Annotated in this window: 22 protein-coding genes and 1 pseudogene; 11 read left to right on the top strand and 12 right to left on the bottom strand. The window is 68.0% G+C overall.

Annotation, left to right across the window (positions count from 1 at the left end):
• The first annotated feature begins 808 nt into the window (after positions 1-808).
• Positions 809-1432 (top strand): hypothetical protein, encoded by a 624-nt coding sequence (locus tag OIE47_RS26935; protein WP_326557299.1) that lies wholly within the window; start codon positions 809-811, stop codon positions 1430-1432.
• Positions 1433-1777: 345 nt separating this feature from the next.
• Entirely contained in the window at positions 1778-2332 is a 555-nt protein-coding gene (locus tag OIE47_RS26930) for a dihydrofolate reductase family protein (RefSeq protein ID WP_326557298.1), read from the top strand.
• Here the strand turns inward: OIE47_RS26930 and OIE47_RS26925 are convergent.
• Complete coding sequence (locus OIE47_RS26925) at positions 2308-5325, bottom strand: BTAD domain-containing putative transcriptional regulator (protein WP_326557297.1); 3018 nt, start codon at positions 5323-5325, stop codon at positions 2308-2310. The genes OIE47_RS26930 and OIE47_RS26925 overlap by 25 nt on opposite strands.
• A 57-nt stretch (positions 5326-5382) precedes the next feature.
• Between OIE47_RS26925 and OIE47_RS26920 the strand changes: the two genes are divergently transcribed.
• From OIE47_RS26920 to OIE47_RS26910, 3 genes are all read left to right on the top strand, one after another.
• Positions 5383-6201, top strand: a complete 819-nt coding sequence (locus OIE47_RS26920; RefSeq protein ID WP_326557296.1) for an alpha/beta fold hydrolase — start codon at positions 5383-5385, stop codon at positions 6199-6201.
• A 266-nt stretch (positions 6202-6467) separates the two neighbouring features.
• Entirely contained in the window at positions 6468-6791 is a 324-nt protein-coding gene (locus tag OIE47_RS26915) for a hypothetical protein (RefSeq protein WP_326557295.1), read from the top strand.
• The gene (locus OIE47_RS26910) at positions 6788-7213 is read left to right on the top strand and encodes a hypothetical protein (RefSeq protein WP_326557294.1); all 426 of its coding nucleotides are present in this window, start codon (positions 6788-6790) and stop codon (positions 7211-7213) included. The genes OIE47_RS26915 and OIE47_RS26910 overlap by 4 nt, the downstream gene beginning before the upstream one ends.
• A gap of 74 nt (positions 7214-7287) precedes the next feature.
• On the opposite strand, the gene OIE47_RS26905 is transcribed toward OIE47_RS26910, so the two are convergent.
• The 3 genes and pseudogenes from OIE47_RS26905 to OIE47_RS26895 all read right to left on the bottom strand — a co-directional run bounded on the left by OIE47_RS26905 (position 7288) and on the right by OIE47_RS26895 (position 10180).
• Complete coding sequence (locus OIE47_RS26905; RefSeq protein ID WP_326557293.1) at positions 7288-9069, bottom strand: glycoside hydrolase family 15 protein; 1782 nt, start codon at positions 9067-9069, stop codon at positions 7288-7290.
• 181 nt (positions 9070-9250) lie between these two features.
• Positions 9251-9480, bottom strand: a pseudogene (locus tag OIE47_RS26900) (FGGY-family carbohydrate kinase); the annotation flags it as partial.
• A 40-nt stretch (positions 9481-9520) separates the two neighbouring features.
• Positions 9521-10180, bottom strand: a complete 660-nt coding sequence (locus OIE47_RS26895) for a TetR/AcrR family transcriptional regulator (protein WP_326557292.1) — start codon at positions 10178-10180, stop codon at positions 9521-9523.
• Positions 10181-10302: 122 nt separating this feature from the next.
• Here OIE47_RS26895 and OIE47_RS26890 point away from each other — a divergent pair, with 122 nt between their 5' ends.
• Both OIE47_RS26890 and OIE47_RS26885 read left to right on the top strand, forming a co-directional pair.
• Entirely contained in the window at positions 10303-11274 is a 972-nt protein-coding gene (locus tag OIE47_RS26890; RefSeq protein WP_326557291.1) for an aldo/keto reductase family protein, read from the top strand.
• A 37-nt stretch (positions 11275-11311) separates the two neighbouring features.
• Positions 11312-12145: an SDR family NAD(P)-dependent oxidoreductase gene (locus OIE47_RS26885; protein WP_326557290.1), complete on the top strand. Its 834-nt coding sequence runs from the start codon at positions 11312-11314 to the stop codon at positions 12143-12145.
• Between the two features lie 472 nt (positions 12146-12617).
• Here OIE47_RS26885 and OIE47_RS26880 read toward each other — a convergent pair whose 3' ends face one another.
• The 3 genes from OIE47_RS26880 to OIE47_RS26870 form a co-directional block, all read right to left on the bottom strand.
• A complete protein-coding gene (locus OIE47_RS26880; protein WP_326557289.1) occupies positions 12618-13355 on the bottom strand; it encodes an SDR family NAD(P)-dependent oxidoreductase in 738 nt (245 codons plus the stop codon).
• A gap of 71 nt (positions 13356-13426) precedes the next feature.
• Entirely contained in the window at positions 13427-14365 is a 939-nt protein-coding gene (locus OIE47_RS26875) for an alpha/beta hydrolase (protein ID WP_326557288.1), read from the bottom strand.
• Between the two features lie 235 nt (positions 14366-14600).
• Positions 14601-15290 carry a maleylpyruvate isomerase family mycothiol-dependent enzyme gene (locus OIE47_RS26870; protein ID WP_326557287.1) on the bottom strand — a complete coding sequence of 230 codons (690 nt, stop codon included), beginning with the start codon at positions 15288-15290 and terminating at the stop codon, positions 14601-14603.
• A gap of 81 nt (positions 15291-15371) precedes the next feature.
• Here OIE47_RS26870 and OIE47_RS26865 point away from each other — a divergent pair, with 81 nt between their 5' ends.
• Complete coding sequence (locus tag OIE47_RS26865) at positions 15372-16031, top strand: TetR/AcrR family transcriptional regulator (protein WP_326557286.1); 660 nt, start codon at positions 15372-15374, stop codon at positions 16029-16031.
• A 335-nt stretch (positions 16032-16366) separates the two neighbouring features.
• Here OIE47_RS26865 and OIE47_RS26860 read toward each other — a convergent pair whose 3' ends face one another.
• The 3 genes from OIE47_RS26860 to OIE47_RS26850 all read right to left on the bottom strand — a co-directional run bounded on the left by OIE47_RS26860 (position 16367) and on the right by OIE47_RS26850 (position 19080).
• Positions 16367-16744, bottom strand: coding sequence for a tetratricopeptide repeat protein (locus tag OIE47_RS26860; protein WP_326563256.1), 378 nt, complete (start codon positions 16742-16744; stop codon positions 16367-16369).
• Between the two features lie 323 nt (positions 16745-17067).
• Positions 17068-18315 (bottom strand): hypothetical protein, encoded by a 1248-nt coding sequence (locus OIE47_RS26855; RefSeq protein WP_326557285.1) that lies wholly within the window; start codon positions 18313-18315, stop codon positions 17068-17070.
• Positions 18316-18636: 321 nt separating this feature from the next.
• Complete coding sequence (locus tag OIE47_RS26850; protein WP_326557284.1) at positions 18637-19080, bottom strand: MarR family winged helix-turn-helix transcriptional regulator; 444 nt, start codon at positions 19078-19080, stop codon at positions 18637-18639.
• Between the two features lie 102 nt (positions 19081-19182).
• On the opposite strand from OIE47_RS26850, the gene OIE47_RS26845 reads away from it, so the two are divergent.
• Together OIE47_RS26845 and OIE47_RS26840 are read left to right on the top strand one after the other, a co-directional pair.
• Positions 19183-19908, top strand: a complete 726-nt coding sequence (locus tag OIE47_RS26845) for a hypothetical protein (RefSeq protein ID WP_326557283.1) — start codon at positions 19183-19185, stop codon at positions 19906-19908.
• 13 nt (positions 19909-19921) lie between these two features.
• The gene (locus OIE47_RS26840) at positions 19922-20818 is read left to right on the top strand and encodes an SDR family NAD(P)-dependent oxidoreductase (RefSeq protein WP_326557282.1); all 897 of its coding nucleotides are present in this window, start codon (positions 19922-19924) and stop codon (positions 20816-20818) included.
• A gap of 122 nt (positions 20819-20940) precedes the next feature.
• Here OIE47_RS26840 and OIE47_RS26835 read toward each other — a convergent pair whose 3' ends face one another.
• Together OIE47_RS26835 and OIE47_RS26830 are read right to left on the bottom strand one after the other, a co-directional pair.
• The gene (locus tag OIE47_RS26835) at positions 20941-21612 is read right to left on the bottom strand and encodes a hypothetical protein (protein ID WP_326557281.1); all 672 of its coding nucleotides are present in this window, start codon (positions 21610-21612) and stop codon (positions 20941-20943) included.
• 669 nt (positions 21613-22281) lie between these two features.
• Positions 22282-22518, bottom strand: a complete 237-nt coding sequence (locus OIE47_RS26830) for a hypothetical protein (RefSeq protein WP_326557280.1) — start codon at positions 22516-22518, stop codon at positions 22282-22284.
• Between the two features lie 508 nt (positions 22519-23026).
• Here OIE47_RS26830 and OIE47_RS26825 point away from each other — a divergent pair.
• Complete coding sequence (locus OIE47_RS26825; protein WP_442792132.1) at positions 23027-23917, top strand: IS5 family transposase; 891 nt, start codon at positions 23027-23029, stop codon at positions 23915-23917.
• Positions 23918-24225: the final 308 nt, after the last annotated feature.

Below are 24225 nucleotides of genomic sequence, written 5' to 3'. Positions count from 1 at the left end.
GGGGCATTGGCGGCGTGTTCACGTCATCGACCCCGACCAGGGCCACATCACCTGGTTCGGCTATGGCGACCCCGACGAAGACGTCCGCGACGTCCTTCCACTGCGACGCCTGTCCCCGCACACCGCGGCCCGTGTCAAGTCGTACCGGCGGCAACACCGAGAGGGCATTTTGCCTCCTGCCCTGCTGTGGTGGGTGAGCGGGCTGAACGTATTGCTCGTCGTCGACGGCCACGACCGGATCGCCGCAGCGCTCGCCGAGGGCGGTGCACCGGAGGTGGTCGTACTCGCGCCCACCGCAGATCCTCGATGGATCTCAGCAGTTCAGCAGCCGCCCCTGCGAGCGTACGAGGGACGCATTGTCGATCTCCAGAGCCGGCCCGCAGGACCACTTGATGGGTCCCGCATCGCTCATCTGGGCAACCACCTGGCTACGGAGCTGCGCGGAATCGCCCGTACCGAGGGACCTACCCGGGCTTGGCCGGTACCGGGCGGCTACAAAGCGTGGGACAACCTGGCGGCCGAGCTGGCACCAGCCGCGTCACTTGGTTCCACCGGGGTAGGAAGAGCACGCGGCGAGAGGAACGGACGCGGATAAGCATCAGCTCGTCAACGAGCATGCGGGCCTCGCCTCACGGGTGCCAAGCGTCCGAATCTGCCGCCGACCCTGCGCGCAGGCAGACAAAGATTCGTCACGTTCAGTCTCCGGTGGCCGGGGGTTTCCGGCATCCTGAACTGACGTATCGAGTGCGGCCAGTGTGTTCGGGTCGCCCAGATCGGCTCCCGGGCCTGTCGTACTAGTCTTCGCCGCATGGCCTTGCGACCGGACGAGTTCTATGACCACGCAGTCGCCGCCGCGGACGGCGGGGCCCGGCTTCCGTTGGCACGCATGACGGGATGGGAGATCAGTCCGTTCGAGCCGGACGGCCTGCGCGTGGCGCCGTTGCGCCCGCCGGTGCTCCCAGAGCCCGCGCGGCACGGCAAGGATCCGTCGGACTGCAACGCGTGCCGCGACCGGGACGAAGGGATCTGGTTCAACGATCACTGGCGGCTGGTCCGGATTCCGGGAGTGGGGGTCCCGCTGGTGCTCATGCTGTATCCGCGCGATCACTACGACATGGCGGATCTACCTGACGAACTGGCAGCCGAACTGGGGCTGTTGAGCACTCGCATCGTCCGCCACGTACAGGCGCTGCCGCACATCTCGCGCGCCCACGTCTACCGCATCGGAGATGGTGGCGCCCACCTGCACGTCTGGTTCTTCGCCCGGCCCGAGGGACAGGCCCAACTGTACGGATCGTGGCTGGTCGTCTGGGACGACCTGCTACCGGAGTACCCAGCGGACGTCGCAGAAGCTGATGCCGAACTCGTGGCAGAGGCATTGATCGCGTCCCACGGAGGCCACCGGCCGCCCCTCAGCAAACCGGCCGCCTGACCGGCCTGATGCACGAACCGGATGTCACCTGGGCTCGTGCAATCAGGGCTCGCGCGTCCTCTTCCCGCCCACCCGGACGTGCCGCCTGCCCGATCTGCTCAACGGACAGTGTCGCGACGGCGTAGGTGAGCCGGTGGATCGGGTGCAGGCTGTCCGTTGGTTCCTTCGGATGGTGAATCGAGGAGACACGCCAGGGCGAACATGGCCGGGCCCGAACCCGCCTCGGCACCACGCAGATTCCACGCCCAGGCCCACCTCGAAGGGAATCTGAAGGAAATCGTAAGCGGTCCTCGGCAGAGTTCTCCCTGTCAGCAGCGACACCGCAACCACCTTGGAGAACATCCCATGCGCAAGCTCATCAACTCCACCTACCTCACCCTCGACGGCGTCGTCGAGAACCCCATGTGGACGTCGCCCTACTTCGCCGAGGAGGCAGCCGAGCTGGCCGCCGAACTCACCACCGGCGCGGACGCGCTGATCATGGGCCGGGCCACCTACGACGGTTTTTCACAGGCCTGGCCGGCCATGGACGAGAGCGACCCCGCCACCGGTGCCGCCTTCTTCAACAACGTGAAGAAGTACGTGGCGTCGACGACGCTGAAGGACCCCTCCTGGAAGAACACCGAGGTGCTGGAAGGGGATCTGGTCGAGGCGGTCGCGAAGCTCAAGGCCCAGGACGGCAAGGACATCGTGCAGTACGGGTACGGCGGGGTCGCCGCGCAGCTCGTCAAGGCCGGCCTGGTCGACGAGGTGAAGTTCTGGATCCACCCGGTCATCGAGGGTGTTCCCAGCTTCACCAGTGTGCTGAGCAACGTAAAGGCCACGTTCGAACTGATCGACACCCGGGTCTTCAAGAACGGCGTCATCGTCGCCACCTACCGGCCCAAGGCCACCGCCTGATCGAGGGAGAGCTTCGCGCCCTCGGCCACCAGGTCGTCGAAGCGTTCCTGGCCGATCGAAGCAACCGCCCGTCGCGCCGTCCGGTCGAGCTCGTCCTGCTCGGCCGGGGCGGCCGGGGCGGCATTGTGATCGCGGGCGGTGGCTGCGGCGCCCAGCAGCCGGGCCGCCACGGAGGGCTCGGCCAACGCGGCCATGCCCTCAACCGCGCCGATGCCGTCACGGGTGGAGCCGATGGCGGCGTCGTACGCCTCCAGATGCAGTGCCCGGGCGGCCGACGGGTCGCCTTGGAGTTCGCGCGCGTAGCCCAGCTCGACCAGGATCATCGGCAGGTACGGCGGTGGCTGCGGCTCGATCCGGCCCTGGTCGGCGATCCGGGTCAGGTGGGTGACGGCCTGGTCGAGGCGGCCCGAGCGGCGGGCGGCGATGCCGAGGCCCATCTCGGCGAACACTACCGCGGCGGGCGCCCCCTGTTCGACGGCCAGCCGGTAGGCGCGTTCTGCCAGCTCCCGCGCGACCTCGTACTCCCGGCCCTGCACAGCTAGCCAGGCCAGCCAGGACAGCTTGCCACCGACCTCGGGCCACAGCGAAAGCTCGGTCGCCCAGCGCAGCCCCTCCCGGTGCACGGCGGCGGCCCGCTCGTTCTGGCCACGGAACTCCGCCAGCCCGCCGAGCCAGTCGCTGGCCCGCAGCCGCCCCCACCGGTCGCCGAGCTCGGCGAAGAGCGCGTCGCTGCGGGTGGCAGCCGCCTCCAGCGCGGGCGGATCACCGGCCGCGTGCGCGAGCATCGCCCGCGACGTCAGCACCGCCGCCTCGGTCCACGAGTCGTCGAACTCCTCCGGCAGCAGTTGCGCGGCGAGCGCCAGGTAACCCCGTTCCAGCACGGCGTTCGCCACGAACCAGACCGCCCGCCCGGCCGTGTCAGGAGCAAGCACATCCTGTACGTCCGAAGGCACCCGCTCGCCTTGCAGCAGAGCGAGACCGAGTCGCCAGGGAGCGGCGAGGCGCTCTTCCTCGGCCGTGCCGACCAGCGCCAGGGCAGCGCGGGCCTCGCTGAGCCGGCCCCGCAGCACCCAGTACCAGGTGAGTGCGAGTGCCAGCCGCAGTCCACCGCCGTGAGTGAGCGCCGCCTGCAGGTTGGCTCGCTCGGCGTCCAGGGTCGCGAGCCACTCCCGCTGCTCGGCGCCGCGCAACAGAGGATCGGCGCGCTCGGCGAGCGACCGGAAGTACGCGGCGTGCCGGCTCCGGATCGCGGCGGCGTCGGTGAGCTGCGCGGCGCCGAACTCCGCGACCGACTCCAGCAGCCGATAACGCGGCCCCGGCTCGGCCACCACGAGCGACCGCTCCACGAGCCGGTCCACGGCGTCCAGGCCGGCGTCGCACACCTGCTCGGCGGCCTCGGGTGTGCAGCCGTCGCGGAACACCGAGAGCCGCGCGAGCACCGCTCGATCCTCCGGGTCCAGCAGATCCCAGCTCCACGCGATCACCGCGGTCAGGGTGCGCTGCCGTTCCGGCACATCCCGCTGCCGCGTGGTGAGCAGCCGGAAGCGGTCGTCAAGGCGATCCACCACGCCCTGTACGCCGAGAGCGCGCACCCGGGTCGCGGCCAGTTCCAGCGCCAGGGGGAGGCCGTCCAGCCGGCGGCAGAGCTGCGCCACGGCCGGCGCGGTCTGCTCGTCGAGCCGGAACCCCCGGTGCTGAGCGGCGGCGCGCGCCACGAAGAGCCGGGCTGCGGCCGACCGCCGTACCGCGTCGACGTCGGTCGGGTCGGACGGCAGCGCGAGCGGACCCACCTCCCAGATCCGTTCGCCCGCGAGCAGCAGCGGCTCGCGGCTGGTGGCCAGCACGCGCACCCCGGGCGCATCGCGGAGCAGCCGCCCGACCAGTGCGGCGACCGCCCCGATCACATGCTCGCAGTTGTCCAGTACGAGCAGCATCTCGCGGTGCCGCAACGCCGCCACCAGACGGTCGGCCGCAGACCCGGTCGTGCCCGGTGCCTCGTGCAGACCGAGAACCCCGAGCGCCTGCTCCGCCACCCGCGTGTCTGCTGCCGGAAGCGGCGCCAGCTCCACCAGATGTACGCCGTCCGGCTGCACCTGTTCGGCTGCGGCCGCCGCGGCGAGCCGGGTCTTGCCCACCCCGCCCGGCCCGACCAGGGTGAGCAGCCGGCCGGCTGGGATCAGGGTGCGCAGCTCCGTCAGGGCCTCGGCCCGGCCGATCAGCTCGTCCAGCTGGGCGGGCAGGCTGTTCCGGACGATCGCGGACTTGGGCGGGGCGCTGAGGCCCGGGTCCTGGTCGAGGATCTGCCGGTACAGGGCGGCCAGTTCGGGGCCCGGGTCGAGGCCCAGCTCGTCGGCGAGTCGTTCGCGCAGCCCGGCGTAGCTCTCCAGGGCCTCGGCCTGCCGCCCGGCGGCGTACAGGGCTCGGATGTGCAGACCGCGCAGGCCCTCCCGCAGCGGATGGCGCTCGACCAGCTCGGCCAGCTCCGCAGCCACCATGTCGTGCTCGCCGCAGGCCAGCCGGGCCTCGGCGAGCCGCTCGTACACGAGGAGGCGCTGCTCGGTGAGCCGGGTCGCCTCGGCGCGGGCGAACTCCTGGTCGGCCACGTCGGCGTACGCCTGGCCGCGCCAGAGCGCGAGCGCCGCGCCGAGCCGGACCACGTCGGCCGCGTCGGCGAGCGCGGCGAACCGGTCGGCGTCCACATCGTCGGCCCGCAGCCGGTAGCCCGGGGGCCGCGACTCGATCAGGTCACGGGCGCCCGGTTCGGCGTCGTTGAGCGCCTTGCGCAGCTGCGACACGCGCACCTGCAGCGCGGCGGCCGGGTTCGCGGGTGCGTCGTCGCCCCACAGATCCTCGATGAGCCGGTCTGCGGAGACCACCTTGTTGCGGTGCGCCAGCAGGTCGGCGAGCAGCATCCGCACCTTGGCGCCGGGCACCACCACGGGCTCGCCGTCGTCGGTGGTGACGGCGAGCGGACCGAGAATCCCGAAACGCACAGCGGGACATGCTACGGCGGTAAGTCGACCGTAAGCGGAGCCACGCACGCTGGACCCATGGAGATCTATTTCGAGGACCACGGCACCGGCCCGGGACGGCCGCTGATCCTCGTGCCGGCCGCACTGTCCGGCATCCGTACGTCGTACGGCGTGCTGATGCCGTTGCTGGCGAAAAGGCGGCGCGTGGTCGCGATCGAGCTGCCGGGGCACGGCCGGACTCCCGACTGCGACGGCCCGTACACCGTCGAGGGTTTTGCGGCGGAGGTGGTGCACCTGCTGGACCGTCTCGGCCTGCCGCAGGCGGACGTGCTCGGCTGGGGTCTGGGCGCCGCGGTCGCACTGCGGGTCGGCACCCACCACCCGGCGCGGGCAGGCCGCCTCGTGCTCGCCTCGTCGACCTTCGACCGCGGTGGCCTGCACCCCGGGCTGCTCGACGGCGCCCAGCGCCTGCGGCCCGAGCACCTGTACGGCTCGGAGCTGCACGAGGAATACCTGCGGACCGCGCCCGACCGGGCCGGCTGGGACCGCCTCGTCACCAAGATGGCGGTGCTGGACGCGCATCCGCCCGAGTGGACGCCCGCGCAGATCCGGGCGTTACGGGTCCCCGCGCTGGTCGTGGTGGGTGACGCGGACATCGTACGGCCGGAACATGCCGTACGGATGTTCCGGCTGCTCGGCGGCGGCGTGCCCGGCGACGTCTGTGGGCTGCCGCGCTGCCGCCTCGCGATCCTGCCCGGCACCACACACGCCTCGCTGCCGCAGCGGGCCGCGCTGCTGGCCCCGCTGGTGGAGGAGTTCCTCGACGAGGGCCTCCATCCCCCGGAGGCGACAGGAAGGCAGCGACCCACTCCGGGGTCAGCCCCTCGGACGGGATGACGGCGGCATCCACGCGGTCGAACATGATCCTGGTGCGGTCGCCGAGGTCGGGGTGGGGGACCAGCGGATTGTCATTTCGAGCGTGCCACGGTCGCCGGGAACCGGATCTCCGTTCTCGTCGTCTGACCGGCATGACGACACGGACACCCCTCCTGGGTCTGGCGGCGGCCGTACCTGCGTTACTTCTCCTGACCGCATGCGGCCCCCAGCCTGGCGTCGGAAGCCCGCCTCCGGCACCTGTCGGGTCCCTGGACGGCGACGCCGTCGTGCTGCGGATCGATCACACCGGCGGCTTCGTGCCCGTCGAAACGATCCCGAGCCGTCTGCCCCTGGTGTCGATCTACGGCGACGGTCGGGTGATCACCCTGGGGCCGACGACTCTTGCCTACCCCGGCCCGGCGCTACCTCACCTGCTACAGACGGTGATCTCCGCCGACAACGTGGAGACACTGCTCGAGAAAGCGCAGGAGGCGGGCGTGGGCACCGCCACCGACCTCGGCCAGCCGCCGGTCGCCGACGTGCAGAACACCCGGTTCACGCTGGCCACCCCGAGGGCAGCAGGACGCTGGAGGTCGTCGCGCTCGGTATGAAGGAGGCCGGCGGCCTGAGCGACGCGCAGAAGGCGGCCCGCGAGAAGCTCTCCGAACTGGTCAACGAATTGAGCGACGTGCGCGCCACGCTCGGTGCCGGCACAGTCAAGGAGCCGGAACCCTATCCGGCGGTGGCGATCGCGGCGATCGCGACGCCGCACGTGACGCAGCCCGATCCGGCGCTGCCGGCCCAGCCCGCCGTAGCCTGGCCGGGACCGGCCTTGCCTGGCGACAGGCTCAACGCCACCCTCGACGTCGGCTGCGTGGTGGCCGCCGACGACGAGGCGGGCAAGGTGGTCGACGCGGCCCGGAAGGCCAACGCCGACACACCATGGGAATCGGACGGCAAACAGTGGAAGATCGTATTCCGGCCGCTGCTTCCCGAGGAGACCGGCTGCGCCGACCTGGCCGGGCAGAGCTAGACCGCCGCCGCCCTGGCCGGGCAGAGCTAGACCGCCGTCGCCCTGGCCGGAGCACGACGGCAGATCTGCGAACGCTACATCGTGTCGGTTGACACACGGTTGAGCTGCCATGCCGCGAGGACCAGTCCGATGTGCGAGAAAGCCTGCGGAAAGTTACCCAGCTGGGCCCCGCTGTACGGGTCAATCTGCTCGGCGAAGAGCCCCAGATCGTTGGCGCTGTCGGCCAGATTCTCGAACAGCGCGGATGCCCGGTCGTGCTCGCCGGCGAGCACGAGGCAGGTGACCATCCAGAACGAGCAGAGGAAGAAGGCCGCCGGGTCACCGTCCCATCGGCGGATCAGGCCGCCGTGCGAGAGCTGATCCTCGATCATCCCCATCGTGGCCCGCATCCGGGGGTCGGTCGCCGGCAGAAACCCGACGATCGGCATGACGAGCACGCTGGCGTCGAGCTTGTCGGAGCCGAAGGCCCCGGTGTACGCACCCACGTCGTCGTTCCAGCCCTCGCGCAGGATCGTGTCCCGCGCCTCGTCCCGCGCCCTCGTCCAGCGGGCCAGGTCGTCGGCGTCGCCGATCCGCTCACCGAAGCGAACCGCCCGATCCAGCGCCACCCAGCAGAACACCTTGGACGACAGGTAGTGCCGGCGCATGTCGCGGGCCTCCCACATTCCGGCGTCCGGCTCCCGCCACGCGCCGGCCGCCCGGTCGGCGAGGCTGCGCAGCAGGTCGCGAACCTCCTCGGGCATGGGGTCGAGGTAGTCGCGCAACAGCCAGGCCGCGTCCAACACCTCACCGAGTACGTCGAGCTGGCGCTGCCGCCATGCCTCGTTGCCGATCCAGACCGGCGTGCTGCCCGAATATCCGCGCAGTGTGTCGGCCTGACGTTCCGAGATGTCCCGCTCGCCCTCGACGTCGGACATGATCGGCACCGGGCGGTCACCAACTTGGCCGACGGTCGAGGCGACCCAACTGAACAGCCGGTTCGCCTCGTCGGGACAGGCAGCGACCCAGAGCGCGTGCAACGTCATGCTGAAGTCCCGCAGCCAGGCGTAGCGGTAGTCGTAGTTGCGGTCGGCGCCGATCTGCTCGGGCAGGGATGTCGTCGCGGCGGCGACGATCGACCCGCTCGGCTGATACGTGAGCCCTTGCAGCACCAGGGCGTGCTGCCGGACCAGCTCGGCATAACGCCCCTGGTACTCGTGCAACCGTGCCCAGGACCGCCAGGACTCGACCGTCTCGTCGACCGCCTGCTGAGCGTCGATCGCCAGCCTCCCCGGTTCGCCGTACGTCGGGGCGTAGGCGAGGACGAATGTTTCCCGTTGGCCCGTCCCTACCCGGAAGTGTGCCGAGGCGTCGTCGCTGTTGTTGTTCAGCGGCACGCTGGCGGTCATTCTCAACGTCGTCGCGCCGGCGGTGGCCACCAGTGCCTCGTCCCGTCGCACCAGATACCCGTGCACCCGACCGTACTGAAATCGGGGTGAATATGACATTTCCAGCGGCACCACACCTGAGAGCCCCTCCACCACCCGGATCAGGACACCGGGGGAACGACGCCCAATCTGGTGCCCCCGCACCCCGGGCTCCAGGGCGAGCATGTCGGTCACCGCCACTGAGCCCTGGGCGGTGGTGAAGACCGTACGCAGGACCAGGCTGCCTTTCACATAGGCACGCTCCACCTCGAACCCGTCCCGAGGGCGAATCGACCAGTGCCCGCCGTCCTCGTCCAACAGCCGGCAGAACACCGACGGCCCGTCAAAACGGGACGGACACCACCAGTTCACCGAACCGGTCCGGTCGACCAACGCGGCGGTACGCCCGTCAGCCAGCAACCCATAATCCTTGATCTCACTCTTGCCCACCCCACCGGCTACCCGCCGACTCCGAATCCAATCGGAAACGGCCGTATCCGAGGTGGTCCCGCGAAGGCGCCCCGTCGCATCCGGATGACCTCGACCGGGCACGGCCGCAGACCATCACCGGCTGCACGCCCTGCTTGCGACGGCCCTCGCGACCAAGGAACCGACCAGTAGGCCGCCGCCGGACGTACTCCCCCAGCGGTGGCACGAGCACGGGGCAGCCGAAGACCGCAGGCGCGATCCGGCGCACCGCCTCCGAGCGGGCGCCACCGCCGACCAGGATGACCCGGTTGACCGACGTGCCCTGCCCGATCATCGCGTCCAGCCCGTCGGCGAGCACGCACAGCATGCCCTCCACCGCCGCGCGGGCCAGCTGCGCGGGGGTCGAGGTCCGCAGGTCAGGCCGTGCACGGCTCTCGGAAACACCCTCGGATCCACAGACCCGAGACACAACCTAGCCCGCGGTGAGGCGGCTGAGGAACTCGGATGTGTTCAATGGTTGCTCCGGCAGCGCAGTCGGCGCGTCCGCACGTAGGCCATCAAGAAGAATCGGAAGAAGGCGACGCCAGAGCCGTGGGTTCGCCTCGCCGAAGGTCTCGATGAGGTAAGCCATCAGGGACATCAGGACGCCGATGTCGGTGGCTGCGACGTCGGCCCGGATCACCCGCTGCTCCCGACCACGCTGCAACAGGTGGTCGATGCAGCGCTCCACGCGCGCCCGGATGTCGCCGGCTCCAGGGCCTTCGCCCGGCGCGCCTCTCAGAAGCTTTCCCAGGGCGCGCTTGTTCGCCTGCGGTTCGAGCACCGCCTCGAAGAAGGCCACGAGCCCGTCGGCCGCGTCCTCCATCGATGCCGCGCGCTCTGCGGCTTCGAGCATCGTGTCGACCGTCTCGGCGAACACTGCTTGCGCGAGCGCGTACTTGTTGGGGAAGTGACGATAGGCGGTGCCAACGCCGACTCCGGCTCGTCGTGCGACATCGTCAAGCGTCGGCAGCAGCCCTGCCGCGTCGAACAGCTCGCTCCCGGCGGCGATGAGCGCAGAGCGGTTCCGCTCCGCATCCTTGCGCAGTGCCCGTCCGTCGGGCGGCTGGGCTGGGCGTGTGCTCTCGTCCATACGTCCTCCCCGTCACGCATCCGAGGAATCGGAGACGCATCTCCGCTATGGTACCGTGGCTGTAACGGAGATGTCTCTCCGTTTCCGTGGACATGTCGGCCCAGTTGGATGAGGGGGACTCCGTGCCCGTCGAGCGGATCATCTTCGGCACCATGACACTCGGCTACCACGGCAGAGGAGTACGCGTCCGCGACACCTCCACGGCGAGGCGGATGCTCGACCACTTCCATAGCCGTGGCTACCGCGAGATCGACACCTGCTACGTCTACGGCGACGGCTCGTGTGAACAGATGCTCGGCGATCTGCGCACCCTCGACCACTTCAAGATCGCCCTGCGCTACGACCCGGTCGCTACGGCCAGGGGCCACGAGCCGGAGGTGCTTCGCGCCTCACTGGATGCCAGCCTCAAGCGGCTTGGTGCGGCACGGGCCGAACTGCTCTATCTGAACGTGCGTGGCCGGGACACCCGCTGGGAAGACACGTTGCGTACCGTCCATGAGCTGTATGAGGAAGGCCTCATCACGGAGTTCGGACTGAGCAATATCGCTCCGGAGGATGTCGAGGAGACGCTCGCCATCGTGGCGCGCGAAGGCTGGGTCCGCCCGACCGTTTACCAGGGCCTGTACAACGCCGCGTCCCGCTCGCCGGAGGCCGAACTCTTGCCGTTGCTTCACGAGCAGGGCATCCGTTTCTACGCATACAACCCACTCGCTGGCGGCGCCTTCGCGTCAGGCTTCGGAAACGACGAGTCAGTGAGCACCGGCTCTCGATTCGACCAGGGGCACCCTCAGGGCATCGAGTACCGCCGCCGATATTGGAACGAGCCGTACCTGCAGGCAATGCGTGAGTTCAGGGCTGGTTGCGAAGCGTGGGGTGTCCTACCCACCGACGCTGCCCTGCGCTGGCTCGTGCACCACTCTCACCTTGGTGCCGCGCATGGCGACGGCATCATCCTCGGCGCGTCCAGACCCGAACATCTCGTCCAGAACCTTGACGGGGTGCAGGGCGCGCCGCTTCCTCCCGAGTTGCTCGTCGCGATGGACCTGGCGAGCGAGACCACTCGCCCGGCTTGGCCGTCGATGCGCCGAGCCTGACATCCACTGATAGTGAAGGCTAGAAGGAGTTACTAGCATGACGACAAATACCCCTAAGACCTGGTTTATTACAGGAGCGTCGCGAGGCCTGGGTGTCCGGTGGGCGGAAGCCGCGCTCTCCCGCGGCGACCGTGTCGCTGCGACCGCACGATCTGCCGACGCGTTGCGCCCCCTCGTCGAGAGCTACGGCGACCTGGTTCTCCCGCTCGAACTCGATGTCACGAACGAGGTGGCGGTGCATAAGGCGATCGAGACTGCCGAGGAACGGTTCAGCGGAATAGACATCCTGGTCAACAACGCAGGGCAGGCGGTGATGGGTGCCATTGAGGAAGTCAGTGCCGCGCAGGCAAAAGTGCAGATGGAGGTCAACTACTTCGGCGCTCTGTATGCCACACAGGCAGTTCTGCCGCACATGAGGGAGCGTCGCCGCGGCCGTATCATCCAGATCTCGTCCATGGGTGGAGTCATCGCCACCCCCATCATGGGGACTTATCACGCAACAAAGTGGGCGCTGGAGGCGTTGAGCCAGGCTCTGGCGGCAGAAGTCTCGGATCACGGAATTTACGTGACGATTATCGAGCCACTCACGTTTCCGAGCGAGCTCGGTACTCCCGCTCCGCAAATGCCCGAGTACGACCATGCACGTACAGCGCTGATGGCCGGCTTCGAGGGCACCGGAATCGCTCCGGGTGATTCGGCTGCGGCCGCTCAGGCGATGCTGGCTGTCGCTGATCACCCCAATCCTCCGCTGCGCGTGCTGTTCGGCGCGAATGGCCTGGAGTTGCTTCGCCCGGAGTACGCGCGCCGAATTGCTCTGTGGGAGGAGTGGGATCACCTCTCCCTGCTCGCACAGGGCGCCTCACCAGCCTGAGGTTGGCATCCTGCCCTGGATTCGTCCAGACGACGGTGCCGGGCACCCATCGGGAGGCGCCCGACACCATCGTCGGACGGTCGCCACGGCAGGCGAGAGCCAGCCACGCCTGGATTTGATCGGCCCGCCCGTCGACCTCTGGCGAAACGACCAGAGAGTGCCACGGCGGGACCTCTGAGTGGCGTGGCCTTGGCAAGGGCGGCAGCGGACAGGGGTCCCTCTCGCCGGGTCGAAGCCGACCCGCCCGCGTCAGATCGCCCCGCCCGCGAGTTAGGACGGGACGAGGAGCCGGGCAACCTTGTCGGAATGCCGAGCGCCGGGCCGAGCAACCACAGCTCCAGCTCGGCCAGGAACAGGCCCGGACCCGGGCCGGCGCCGGAATCGCGTACGCGGCTGACAGCGGTGGGCGCCGTTTGATGGTGGTCCTGGCCGCGACGACCCATCACCGCCGGTAGCTGAGCCTTACCCGTTCTCACACGATGGTGCGTCCGCCGTTCACGTCGAACACGGTACCCGTGACAAACCGTGCCTCATCGCTGACGAGGAACGCGATGGCCGCGGCGATGTCTTCCGGATTGGCGACGAAACCCAGCGGGGCCTGCGCTGCGAGCTGTTGCAGATACTCCCCCAGGGATTCCGATCCCGGAGTACGGGTCGGGCCGGGGCTGACGGAGTTTACCCGTACGCCGGCGGGGCCGAACTCAGCTGCCCAGCTCTTGGTCAACAGGTCCAGGGCGGCCTTGCTCGCCCCGTAGACAGACAGACCGGGGAGCGCGACCTCGGCGGCGAGTGTGGACACGTTGACGATCGCTCCACGGCCGCGTGCGGCCATTACGGGTGCGATGTTCGCGACCAGGTAGAACGGGGCCTTCAGGTTGGTGGCCAGCACCGCGTCGAAGGTCGACTCCTCGGTGCCCGCGGTCGGGCCACCGGCCCCGATCGCCGCGTTGTTCACCAGGATGTCGAGGGCTTCGCCGGCGACCTCGGTGGCCTTGGCCGCGAGTTCGACGGCGGACTGTGCATCACGTAGGTCCGCGCGGACGAAGTAAGCCGCGTTGCCTTCGGAACGGATCTGTTCCACTACCCCCTGCCCTCGTTGAGTATCGCGGCCGGACACGACGACACGGATACCGTCGCGGGCGAGCCTGAGTGCGGTGGCGCGACCGATTCCGCTCGTCGAGCCGGTGATGAGGGCGGTCTTGGTGCTCATGGGATCTCCTTGCTGATGGTTTGTGACGACCTGGGATGTGACCGGATGGCGCGGGCCGGAAGCGGTCGGTGCTACAGGCCCTGGAGGAAGGCGACACGGTCTGCGAACGCGCTCTGTGCGACGCGGGAGTTGGGCGCGAGTTGGTCGAAACCGTGGAATGCGCCGGGACGCACCGACAGGTGCACGGGCACACCGTGTTCCATGAGCCGCTTGGCGTAGGCGACCGTCTCGGCGCAAAAGAGATCCAATTGGCCGACCTCGAGGTAGGCCGTTGGCAGATCGTGGAGTGAACCGGCACGGGCGACGGAAGCGGCGGCGGGCACGTCGTCGGTGCCGTACTTGTCGCCGAGGTAGGCCTGCCAGCCGGTGATGTTGTCGGCGACCGACCAGGCGAGAAACGGCTCGACCGCCGGGTCGGCGACTGCGGTGCGGTCATCGAGCATCGGGTAGATCAGGATCTGTGCGGCCAGAGGCCCGATCCGACGGTCGCGACACACCAGCGCGGTCGCTGCCGCGAGACCGCCTCCGGCGGAGTCGCCCATGAGCGCTACGCGGGCTCCGGGTACCCGCTCCGCGGCGTGCTCGATTGCCCACCGGACTGCCGTGACGCAGTCTTCGATCGCTGATGGGAACGGTGATTCGGGTGCCAGGCGGTAGTCGACCGCGATCATTGCGACCCCGGCCTGCGAGGCGTAGCGGCGGCAAACGTGGTCGTAGCCGTTGAGGCCACCGGCGATGAGACCGCCTCCATGGACATGGACAACAAGTGCGTTCGGCAGGTTTTCTGGCTTGTAGAGTCGTAGCGGAACGGCGTGCCCATCCGGTGACGGCACGGTGAAGTCCACCATCTCGATACTGTCGTCGGGTGTGGCGACGGCAGCCAGTCCGTTGTAGAGGGCGTCGATGTTTGCCCGCCGCGTCTTCCAGTCCCCTTCGACTGGCGGTGTGGGTGGGGTGACGGCTGCGATAGCGCTGGCGGCCTCGAAAAGTTCGTTGTCGATGCTGAGCATCTAATCCTCTAATTTCGTAGTGGAAACTGCCCCGGCCCGCTGCGCTCTTGCACGAGCCAGCAGGGATCCGTCTTCTTCTCGCGCGGAGCGGCACTTTCGTACGCGCCCCCAATAGGACACGTACAACGTACGTAAGCCTGGCTCACGTACGTTGTACGTGTCAAGTGATCTGGGACACCTCGGCTGAGGAAATGCCCGGACATACGCAACTGGGCTCAATGACGCCGGGAGCCGCTCAGAGTCGGCTCGCCAGAGTGACGACGCCGTCGCCCGCCAGGTCGGCGATGGCGTGACGTCGGCCGGCGAGGACGGAGATGATGCTCTCGCCAGGTCCCACGACTTCGAGGCGGCGGTCTGATGAGCGGGACCACAGCGTGTCTGTGCTGCGGATCGTGAGACCACGGGCCCGGGTGGCAGCGGGAATGAACGGGTTCGGCACGCGCGTCGCGACGGCGAGGACCGCGTTGGTCACCCGCGGTGACAGGACGCCGGACCTGCCGAGGGCGAACGCGATGTCGAGGTGATGGATGGCATGGTCACCGAGCATCAGTGGCGCCGGCAGCAAGCGCCCGATGCCCCCGGGGTGCGCACGAGCGCGGTCGAACTCGTCGATCAGTTCCCGGGCGGTGTTCCGGCTGGCGTGGTCGCGGCTGAGAAGGTCATTGGCGGCGTCGAACGTCCGACGCTGCCGCGCCATCGTCAGCATCAACCGTGGCAGTGGAAGATGCAGGCCGAGCACGAGATGGGCGAGCACGTCCTTGTTGGTCCAGCCCGCACAGAGGCTGGGCCGCTCCCACTCCTCATCGGTCAGGTTTCGAGCGAAGGCGACGAACGCGTCACCCTGGCGCCGAACAAGATCACCGAAGCCGGGTCCACCCTTGCGGCCGACACGGGAGCCCGGGCCCCTCGTATACGTGATGATCACAAAACTCCTCCTCAACATACGTACGCTGTACGTATAGTACCGTCAGATACGTACGTCGTACCTAAGTCGGGAGCAGTCAGCATGAGAGCCCGTTTCACCCTCGCGGACATCCAGCAACACGCGCTGGCGATCGTCGACCAGGACGGCCTGGCCGGGCTCACCATGCGCTCACTCGCGGCGTCCCTACACACGGGCCCCATGACGCTCTACAACTACGTCGACAGCCGTGAGGCCCTTGAGGAACTCGTGGTCGACGCCGTCTCCGCCCGCGTCGAGATGCCAGAACCAACCGACGACTGGCTGGCCGACACACGCGCCGTGGCCACCGCCCTGTGGCGAACCTTCCGCGCACATCCGGCAGCCATCCCGCTCGTACTCACCCGCCGCACCTCCTCCCAAGCCAGCCTCGCCCCAGCCGAGGCACTCGCGGCAGCACTGGCGCGCGGCGGCCTCGACGGCGTCGACCTGTTCGTCGCATTCCGCACCGTCTCAGCCTTTGTCATGGGTATCGCACAAGCCGAACTGGCTGGCCGGCTATCGCGCGAGGACGATGCCGGCTCGGCCGCCCAACGCGTCGCAGCGCTCGCACCCGACGCACTCCCGACCCTCTCGAAACTGGCCCCGGTCGGCGCCGCGTTCACCGGCCAGGAATTCGAGCGAGGACTGACGGTCGTGCTCAACGGCCTCGTCCACACACCCCGTCCGTTCGATCCCGGCAACCAAGCATCCGGTCTCCCGTAATGGAGACCCGGAGCCTGCTCTGATCACGTCTGACCGCACTCGACCAGGGCCGGCGCCAGTGCGGAAAGATCTGGAGCCCGCTGGCCGCCTGGCACAACGACAAGCACGGTGATGCTTCCTTTCCGCGCGCTGCACCCGAGCGACCGTCAGGCAGACACCGCGACAAACCGTCTCCTGAGATGGCGACGACCGGCGTGCCCGAGTTGACCTGTCCGCCCGAGCGTTGGAGTAGCCGGCCACCGCCGATATCTCGTCATCGGTCAGCTGGACGTCAAGCGACGCGACGGCGGCGTCGATCTGGGCAGTCGTGGTAGCGCCGGCCAGCGGCGCGTCGCTCAGCGCTCCAACGTCTGATTGATCTCAGTTGCTGCGTCCAGGCAGATCTGCGCCTTTTCGCGCTGGCCGGCCCGCTTCAGTGTCTGACCGAGCAGAGTGAGGGTCCACGCCTGGAATCGACCGTTTCGTAGCTCCTCGAACTGTGCCACCGCCTGTTCCAGGTAGCTGATGGCCTCCTCGTGCCTGCCATCCGACGCGTACGCCTCACCGATGTTGCCCAGCGCGACGGCCTCGCCTGCCCGGTTCCCGGTCTCGCGGTTGATGGCGAGTGCCTGGCGGTACCGGTCGGCGGCCTCGACGTACGTTCCCGGTCGTTGCCAAGTAGCGCACCGTGTAGGCGCCGGCTGGCCGGACCGCCGATTCCGGTCACCAACCAGCCGAGCACCGCGTTGAAGAAGTTCAAGGCCACGTGGATCCCTGACGGACCGCAGTATCGGATCCCTCCACAGTAGGCGGTCGGATGGTTCAGGCGGCCAGCTACTAGTGGGCGGCGCGGCTGGTGCCCTTCCGGGTCAGACCCATGTCACCACCGACATCGACCCACAAGCAGGGGCCCGCTCCCACAGGTCAACCTCGTCCCAGAGCCGGATGGATCCGGCGTTGACGTACCCGATCGCGACGTCGCGCCGTCGGTCTGGTGGCTGCCTGGCCCGTACCCCGGTGGGCCGTCCGGATTCCGACGGCCCACCGGGTAAACGGGTCAGAGGCGGCCGGCCGGTTCCGGGCGCGCGTCTGGCTTGATCAGCGCCGGGAGCTTGCGCTCGAATCGGTTGAAGAGATTCATCGACGGCAGGATGGGCTGGGTGCCCGTGGCCTGCTGGGCGATCTGGGCGCCCCAGACCGAGGCCCGCAGGCGCTGGTTCGGGGTGCCGTGGTGGCCGGGGTTGTCGAAGGAGCAGTCACCGACCTCGTAGAAGGCTTGTTGCGCCTGGTGGATCTGGACGCCGTTGAAGTTGAGCCCGCGCGGGTGGGTGACGAAGTAGGTGCCGAACCCGTCGGCCATCAGTTCGGTGCGGCGGGTCGCCTCGGCGCCGGTCAGCGGGCTGTCGAACAGGCCCTGTTCGAATTGGACGTGATGGGCCATCTCGTGGGCGAGGACCGCGCGCGAGCCGGCTGTTCCCAGGCCGAGTGCGTCGAGCGCGGTAATCATGCCCTCGCCGAAAACGACCTTGTCCGGGACGTCACGCAGCAGCGGGTCGGTCTCACCCTCGGCGGTGAAGGCGAAGGCGTTCAGGGTGAAGATCGGGTTGCGTCCCGCGTCGAGTGCGGGCACGGAGTTGATGATGGCCATGATCTCGGCTGCGGCGGCTGCCGCCTGATCCTCGTCCATGCCCCAGATGAAGGAGACCATGCGAGCCACTCGCGCCGGGTCCTGCAGCATGTCGTTCTGCATGGCCATGAACTTGACGTCGAACAGGTCGACGTCCCAGAACTGCTGTGCGTCCTTGAAGGTCCGCTTCAACATGCTCTTCTGGCTGGCCGGCAGGCCGTAGTCCGCCTCGTTGTTGGACTGGCCGTAGATGAGCGCGTCGTAGGCCGCGTAGTCCAGGACGCCAAAGATAACCAGGACCAGCAGGGTGTCGAGGTCGACGCCTTCGATCAGGCCCTGGGTGTACGTGCTGAACTGGGTGTCCTGGCACTGGTAGAGCGACGGGTCGATCGCCTCCGCGACCAACTCCTGCGCGAGGGACGGCTTCAGGCCCATCCTCTCCCGCTTGTCGGCGAGCATGGCCTGCCAGTTTTCCGGTAGCAGCGCCGCGATCGCGGCGATGCGTGCCTGGGTCTCCGGGTTCGCGGCGGCGCGGGCGGTCGCGAAATCGAACTGCGGCGGGGCGACAATGCCCCCACCTCCGCTGACGCTCGCGGGGGGCGCCGCGTGGACGGGCCCTGGGGTCAGTCCCAGGCCGAGGACGGTTGCCGCCAGCAGTGCGGGGATCCGTCGTCTCATGCACGCTCCTCGTTGTCCTGCGAGCCTCAGATATTGAGGCCTCGATCAACTATTCGGTAGCGGCATTGAAACACATAGGTGCGCGGCTGCGCACCCTCCGAGATCAACTCGTCCTTCCTCGTCCACGCGCCACTGGGTGCCCTGCCGGCAGGGTCACGCGGACAGAAGGCAGTGCACTGAGCGTTGCGGGCGGCGGCGAAGAACTCGACCAACGCCCCCGTAACGCTCGACAAGCGGTTCAGAGATGCCTTCCAGCCGCGCAGGGATAATCGGGCCGAGACGGAAAGGTAGCCAACTGGCCGAGCTGGGTCCTCTTGGCCGTCACCCCTGGGTTTCGTCCCTTGCGGAAGGGGCCATCGCTCTGGTCATGAGGGTGTGCAGGCGGCGCTGTTCGGCGGAGGTGAGCCGCGCAAGGGGTGTACGGGTGGTGGCTGCGTCCACCAGTCGCCTGCGTGCCTCGCGGCCCTGGTCGGTGAGCTCGAGCACCTTGGTGCGTCGATCACCGGGAGCCGCGGTACGCGTCACATACGACAGCTGTTGCAGCCGGTCGGCCAGGAACGTCACGGTCGACGGGTCACAGCGCAACCGGACGGCCATCTGACGCATCGTTGGGGCTGGGGCGGCGGGATCCAGCTGCCACAGCGCGTCGGCCAGCGGGTGAGTCAGTTTGAGTTCGGTGAGCACGTCCTGGATGGCGACGTTGGTCGCGCCGTCCATGGCATGCACCAACCGCAAGAGCTGATAGGTCAACGACTCACCGTCCATCTCGCCATCATACTTGGAGACTCCTACGCTTGACGACTCCAAGCTTTTGTTCCAGACTGTCGATGCTTTGACACTCCAAGCAACTGGAACGGAGAAGGCGGCATGGAGACCGTGCAACGCCCCCAGACGATGCGCGACCGGGTGCGCAGGCGGGTACTGACGACGATGCTGGGGCGGTTCGACAATCGGGAGAGCATCCGCCGTGCAACCATCATCGACGCGCACGAGACCACGGCGAACCAAGGGAACGGGCCGTATCACGTGCCTGGGTCTCCGCTACGACATGACATCCGCGAAGGCCGTATCGGAGTTCCTCTTCTGCTCCGCATCCGCGCCGTCGAGGTCGGCACGCTGGCTGCGGTGACAGATGCATCCGTCGAGGTCTGGCACTGCGACGCCGACGGCATCTACTCCGGGTACCAGCGCTACGGCGCGGACAGGTTCCCGGCCCTGGTGTCATTGAGCCTGCGGCGGTTCCGGCCCACGGACACCGCGATGTTCCTACGTGGACAGCAGGTCACCGACCCTGACGGGTACGTCGAGTTCCAGACCATCGTGCCGGGCTGGTACACCCCGCGCACCATCCACATCCACGTCCGGGTCAGCATCGGCGGAACGGCCCTGCTCGGCACGGAACTGTACTTTCCCGACGACTTCGCCACGCACATTCAATCGATGCCACCGTACGCCAAACGCGGGCGAAGCCCGTTCGTCAACGCCCACGACATCGAGATCCGCATGGCCAAGGGGTCCCCGGGCAGCTGGCCAACCATCCGACCGACCGCGGACGGCCACCGAGCCGACGTCACCCTCCAGATCCGGCGTTGACGGGAGTACCAGCGTGATCACCCGAACTGCAGTCATCACCGGCGCGGCCGGCGGCCTCGGCCAGGCCACCGCTCGGCGTCTACTGGCCGGCGGGTTCGACATCGTCGCGGTGACACGTGACGCGCCCAGCGCTGTGGCCACCCGGCAAACGCTCGCCGCAGAGGCGCGGGGCCGTACGGTGCACGCTCTGCATGCCGACCTCGTCGATCGCGACGCCGTCCAAGCCCTCGTGGCGCAGCTGCGCGCTACCGTCGGGCATGTCGATGTGCTCGTCAACAACGCCGGAGCAGCCTTCGCAGGCTATGTCGAAACCGCCGACGGGATCGAACGAACCCACGCCCTGAATCACATGGCGCCGTTTCACCTCACCCATCTGTTGCTCGACGACGGTCTGTTCGCTGCGGACGCGCGCATCATCAACATATCGAGCGACCTGGTGACCCGAGGACGGCTCGACCCCAGCGAACCTGACGTCGCCGGCATCTCCTGGCGAAATCGTTTCTCGCAGCTCACCGTGTACGGCACCGCCAAACTCGCCAACCTGCTGGCCACCACTGCGCTCGCCGACCGGCTTCCCGCCGGTATGAATGCCTACAGCGCCAATCCGGGCGTCATCAGAACTGCTTTCAACACCAAGGCTGGTGGTCTGTTGAAGTTTGTTTCCTCGGTCAGCGGCATCATGGCCCAGGCTCCCGACAAGGCTGCACGCACCCCGGTCTCCCTCGCCACAGCTGGGACGCCACCAACGCCGAACGGCGGCTACTTCACCAAAGGTGCGGCCGCCATACCACCGACGACCACCCATGACGCAGACCTGGCAACCACCGTCTACGAACGGACGGCGCGCGCGCTCGGCCTCAACGCTCGCCCGACGGCCGCCTCGCGCCATTCACCCCCGTACGACCAGTGAGCGCCTGTAGGAACGTGGATCTGGTGATGAGTTCGACCTGGGTCGTGCTGGCGATGAAGCCGACGCAACAGGGCGGGCACACCGCATAGCGCTATGCCCGTGCCTGCCACCAGGCTGGAGTGCTAGACCCAATCCCTCGCCGCCTCGACAAGTTTGCAGCGGAGCGCGTCGCGGATCAGCGAAGCGTCCTCGCCGAACGGGCTACTGAGATGCCAGTACTCGTGGCCGAGCGAGTCATCCGGTTCAAGGCGGCCGATCAGGTCGGCGATATCGTCGAGCTCGAAGTAGGTGGCCGCCGCGGCGAACGCGGCGATCTGCTCGACGGTGCAGACGTCCAGCGGCCAGGCGGCGCCGTTGGCCATCGCGCCGTTGTGGAACCACATCAGGTAGGACAGATGGACCAGGCCGACCGGACCCTCCGGCGCGGCCCACGGTTCCATGTCGAGGGCCCGGTCGACGATCGCTTCGACACGGTGTCGATCAAGGTATTCACCGGGCCCCCAGCGCCAGTCCAGGGAATGCACCCAACGGTGGTCCGCGTCGGGCGTCCGCAGGATCTCCAGACCACGGGTACGGGGCAGGACGTTCGTGCCCGACTCGACCAGGTGAAGATCCCGGCCGCGGATGCGCCGCTCGACCCGGCAGTGGTCGGAATCGCTGACCCACACCATCACGCCGTCGTGCTCGAAGACCGGTTTGGTCTCCGAATCGACGGCCCAGTAGGCCGCCTCGAGATCGGCGGAACCGATCACACGCTGACGTTCGCGAGCCTTGTACAACCGCAGCCTGATCACGCCCCTAGTGTGCAGACATCGTCCGGCACGGTGATGGGTCCGGAACCCGCGCACCTCGACGAGCCGCACGCTGACCTCCGCGGTCGCCGAGCCAGTCGCGAACCAAACCGTTACCACTGACCTCGGTCGGAACAAGCAACAACGCATCCTTCAAACATGTGCCACTGCCGTACTAACCCCAAAAAACTCGCCACCCAACAACACAGCCATCCCCTGCTACCGCAGCGAGAGGGTGACGCGGGCCGCCAACCGTGTATCTGGGCGCGCGTGAACACTTCCGACTTCGGGAAGAGGCCATGCCCCCTGCTCCCAAATCTGCTCCCAAGGAAACGTTCAGCAGGACCGGCACCCGTTACCGCACTCTCCCCCGTACCTGCCCCTGTCAGGCAAGATAGAGAACCATCGACGTCCACTCAGTGCCGTTGCGCTCTTCGTATCAAGGAGCAAACCGCGATGCCCTGACCAGGAACAACCCGAACGCCCCAGGTCAGGCGCAGCTGATTCGCGCGGCGCAACGACGTCGAGCGCCGTTCAGCACCATTGGGAGCGCCCCGCTGCTCCCAATCCGCTCCCCCACATCTACGCCGAACGAGCCATCGGACCACCAGTGACGGCTCGCCCATCACGCCCTCTAGAGGACCGGATCTGTCGATGAGAGTGCGCCGAACCCTACGCGCGTGAGGTGAGAGTGCTTGCCTCGACGTTGAAGACCGTCCGGCCGTTTCGGTCCTCGACATTGGAGTGCAAACGGATAATCGCCGACCGCCTGCCGGCCTGGTCCACGGACCAGTCGAGCACATCGCACGGGATCTCAAGCTCTGCTGGAAGGTCGATCCCGGGCGCCAGCCGACCGTCGCAGTCGAGAACCGGAACCTTATCGATGAGCGACACGACGGTGCCGTCCACCTCGTCTAGGCGCACCTCCACCCATCCCGGCCAATCTTCATCGACCCAACGGACTACTTCGGCGCGGACGCAATGCATGGCCAGATTATGGTCTCTCCCGGGCAAGGGTCGGCAAGACTCGAACTGTCGGACATCACACCCAATGCGCATCCGGATCTGTCGCGATTCGCGCGGGTCCGGGAGCTGTGACGCCTCGACCCGACCACCACCTTCCGTACGGCGCCCGTTGAAGGCGGGATGCTCGTTCGTGCCGATGAGCGATTGGCAGAGCGCAGGTGGGGTGGCGAATCAGGCAGGTCGGAGTTCGAGCAGTTCGGGCGATGGAAGTTCATCTGGATCCGTCTCCTCGACGCCTACCCACTCGATGCCGCCTAGGGCGCGTTTCATAAAGCACGGTGGGCAGGTTGAGGTCACGGCGTGGCGGTGATCGATAGACAACGAGGTCTCCGGTACTTGGTACAACGACCAAGAAGCACCATGCACCGGAGACCTCGTGGCCACCCTAGCGGTGACGAGGCGGCACGACCTGACCGACGCGCAATGGGCGGCGCTTGCCCCGTTGCTACCCGCTGCGCCGGTTCGGGGTCGTCCGCCGAAGTGGACAAGAAGGCAGCTGATCGACGGGATTCGGTGGCGGATCCGGATCGGTTCACCCTGGCGTGACGTCCCGGCCGAGTACGCGCCCTGGCCCACCATCTACGGCCTGTTCCGCCGCTGGCAGCGCGACGGCACCTGGGAGAAGATCCTCGCCGGGCTACAGGCCAGCGCTGACGCGGCCGGCCGGATCGAGTGGGACGTCAGCATCGACTCGATGACCAGCCGCGCCCACCAACACGCTGCCGGTGCCCGCCGGGACGGGCATCTGCAGAGAGAACCACCCGGCGGCATCCACGACGAGCCCGTCGATCACGCGCTCGGGCGGTCGCGAGGCGGGCTGACCACCAAGACGCATCTGGCCTGTGAACAAGGTCAGAAACCCCTCGCCCTGATCCTCACGGCCGGTCAACGCGGCGACAGCCCGCAGTTCATCCCCGTCCTACGCAAGATCCGGGTGGGCCGGCCCGGCGGTGGGCATCCCCGGACCCGTCCGGACCTCGTCCTGGCCGACAAGGCCTACACCTCGAAAAGCAACCGAGCCCACCTGCGTTCCCGCGGGATCAAGGCCTGCATCCCGAGCAAAGCCGACCAGGACGCCCACCGCAAAGCCAAGGGATCGAAGGGCGGTCGCCCACCCCGCTTCGACCCGGTCGTCTACCGGCAACGCCACGCCGTCGAGTGCGGCATCAACCGCCTCAAACGCCACCGCGGCGTCGCGACCCGATACGACAAACTCGCCGTCCGCTACCAGGCCGTCCTGACCATCACCGCCATCGGAGAGTGGCTCCGACCGGACTTATAAAACGCGCCCTAGGACCTCTCGCCGCTGAGGGTCCTCGACTGTGTAAAGAAACAGACCGTCATGGGAGCCTCGAACACCCGCATTGACCCGTACGACAATCCCGAGGCCTCGGCCAAGCTGGAAGTCGATTGATGGACATCCGCAGGCGCACCTGCCGACGACGACCACCTCCGCTGCCTGGCGCCGTAGGGCTTCGGCGCCCTGAAAATCAACGGTCAGCAGCGCCCCAAGCACTCCTCGCTCCCGCTGCGTCAACTGCCTGCCGTCCATACCGATGATCCTCCCATCGCCAGAGACCAGCATCCGCT

This window comes from Micromonospora sp. NBC_01796 (genome assembly GCF_035917455.1).
GTDB lineage: Bacteria > Actinomycetota > Actinomycetes > Mycobacteriales > Micromonosporaceae > Micromonospora_G.
Note: the sequence above shows the minus strand (reverse complement) of the source record. Positions and strands in the feature narration are given on the sequence as shown.

Bases quoted from the DNA above. Each gene is read 5' to 3' on its own strand.
- OIE47_RS26935 (WP_326557299.1), top strand. From the start codon at position 809: ATGGCCTTGCGACCGGACGAGTTCTATGACCACGCAGTCGCCGCCGCG.
- OIE47_RS26910 (WP_326557294.1), top strand. From the start codon at position 6,788: ATGAAGGAGGCCGGCGGCCTGAGCGACGCGCAGAAGGCGGCCCGCGAG.
- OIE47_RS26845 (WP_326557283.1), top strand. From the start codon at position 19,183: ATGGAGACCGTGCAACGCCCCCAGACGATGCGCGACCGGGTGCGCAGG.
- OIE47_RS26850 (WP_326557284.1), bottom strand. From the start codon at position 19,080: ATGGACGGTGAGTCGTTGACCTATCAGCTCTTGCGGTTGGTGCATGCC.
- OIE47_RS26855 (WP_326557285.1), bottom strand. From the start codon at position 18,315: ATGAGACGACGGATCCCCGCACTGCTGGCGGCAACCGTCCTCGGCCTG.
- OIE47_RS26930 (WP_326557298.1), top strand. From the start codon at position 1,778: ATGCGCAAGCTCATCAACTCCACCTACCTCACCCTCGACGGCGTCGTC.
- OIE47_RS26875 (WP_326557288.1), bottom strand. From the start codon at position 14,365: ATGCTCAGCATCGACAACGAACTTTTCGAGGCCGCCAGCGCTATCGCA.
- OIE47_RS26895 (WP_326557292.1), bottom strand. From the start codon at position 10,180: ATGGACGAGAGCACACGCCCAGCCCAGCCGCCCGACGGACGGGCACTG.
- OIE47_RS26920 (WP_326557296.1), top strand. From the start codon at position 5,383: ATGGAGATCTATTTCGAGGACCACGGCACCGGCCCGGGACGGCCGCTG.
- OIE47_RS26865 (WP_326557286.1), top strand. From the start codon at position 15,372: ATGAGAGCCCGTTTCACCCTCGCGGACATCCAGCAACACGCGCTGGCG.
- OIE47_RS26885 (WP_326557290.1), top strand. From the start codon at position 11,312: ATGACGACAAATACCCCTAAGACCTGGTTTATTACAGGAGCGTCGCGA.
- OIE47_RS26880 (WP_326557289.1), bottom strand. From the start codon at position 13,355: ATGAGCACCAAGACCGCCCTCATCACCGGCTCGACGAGCGGAATCGGT.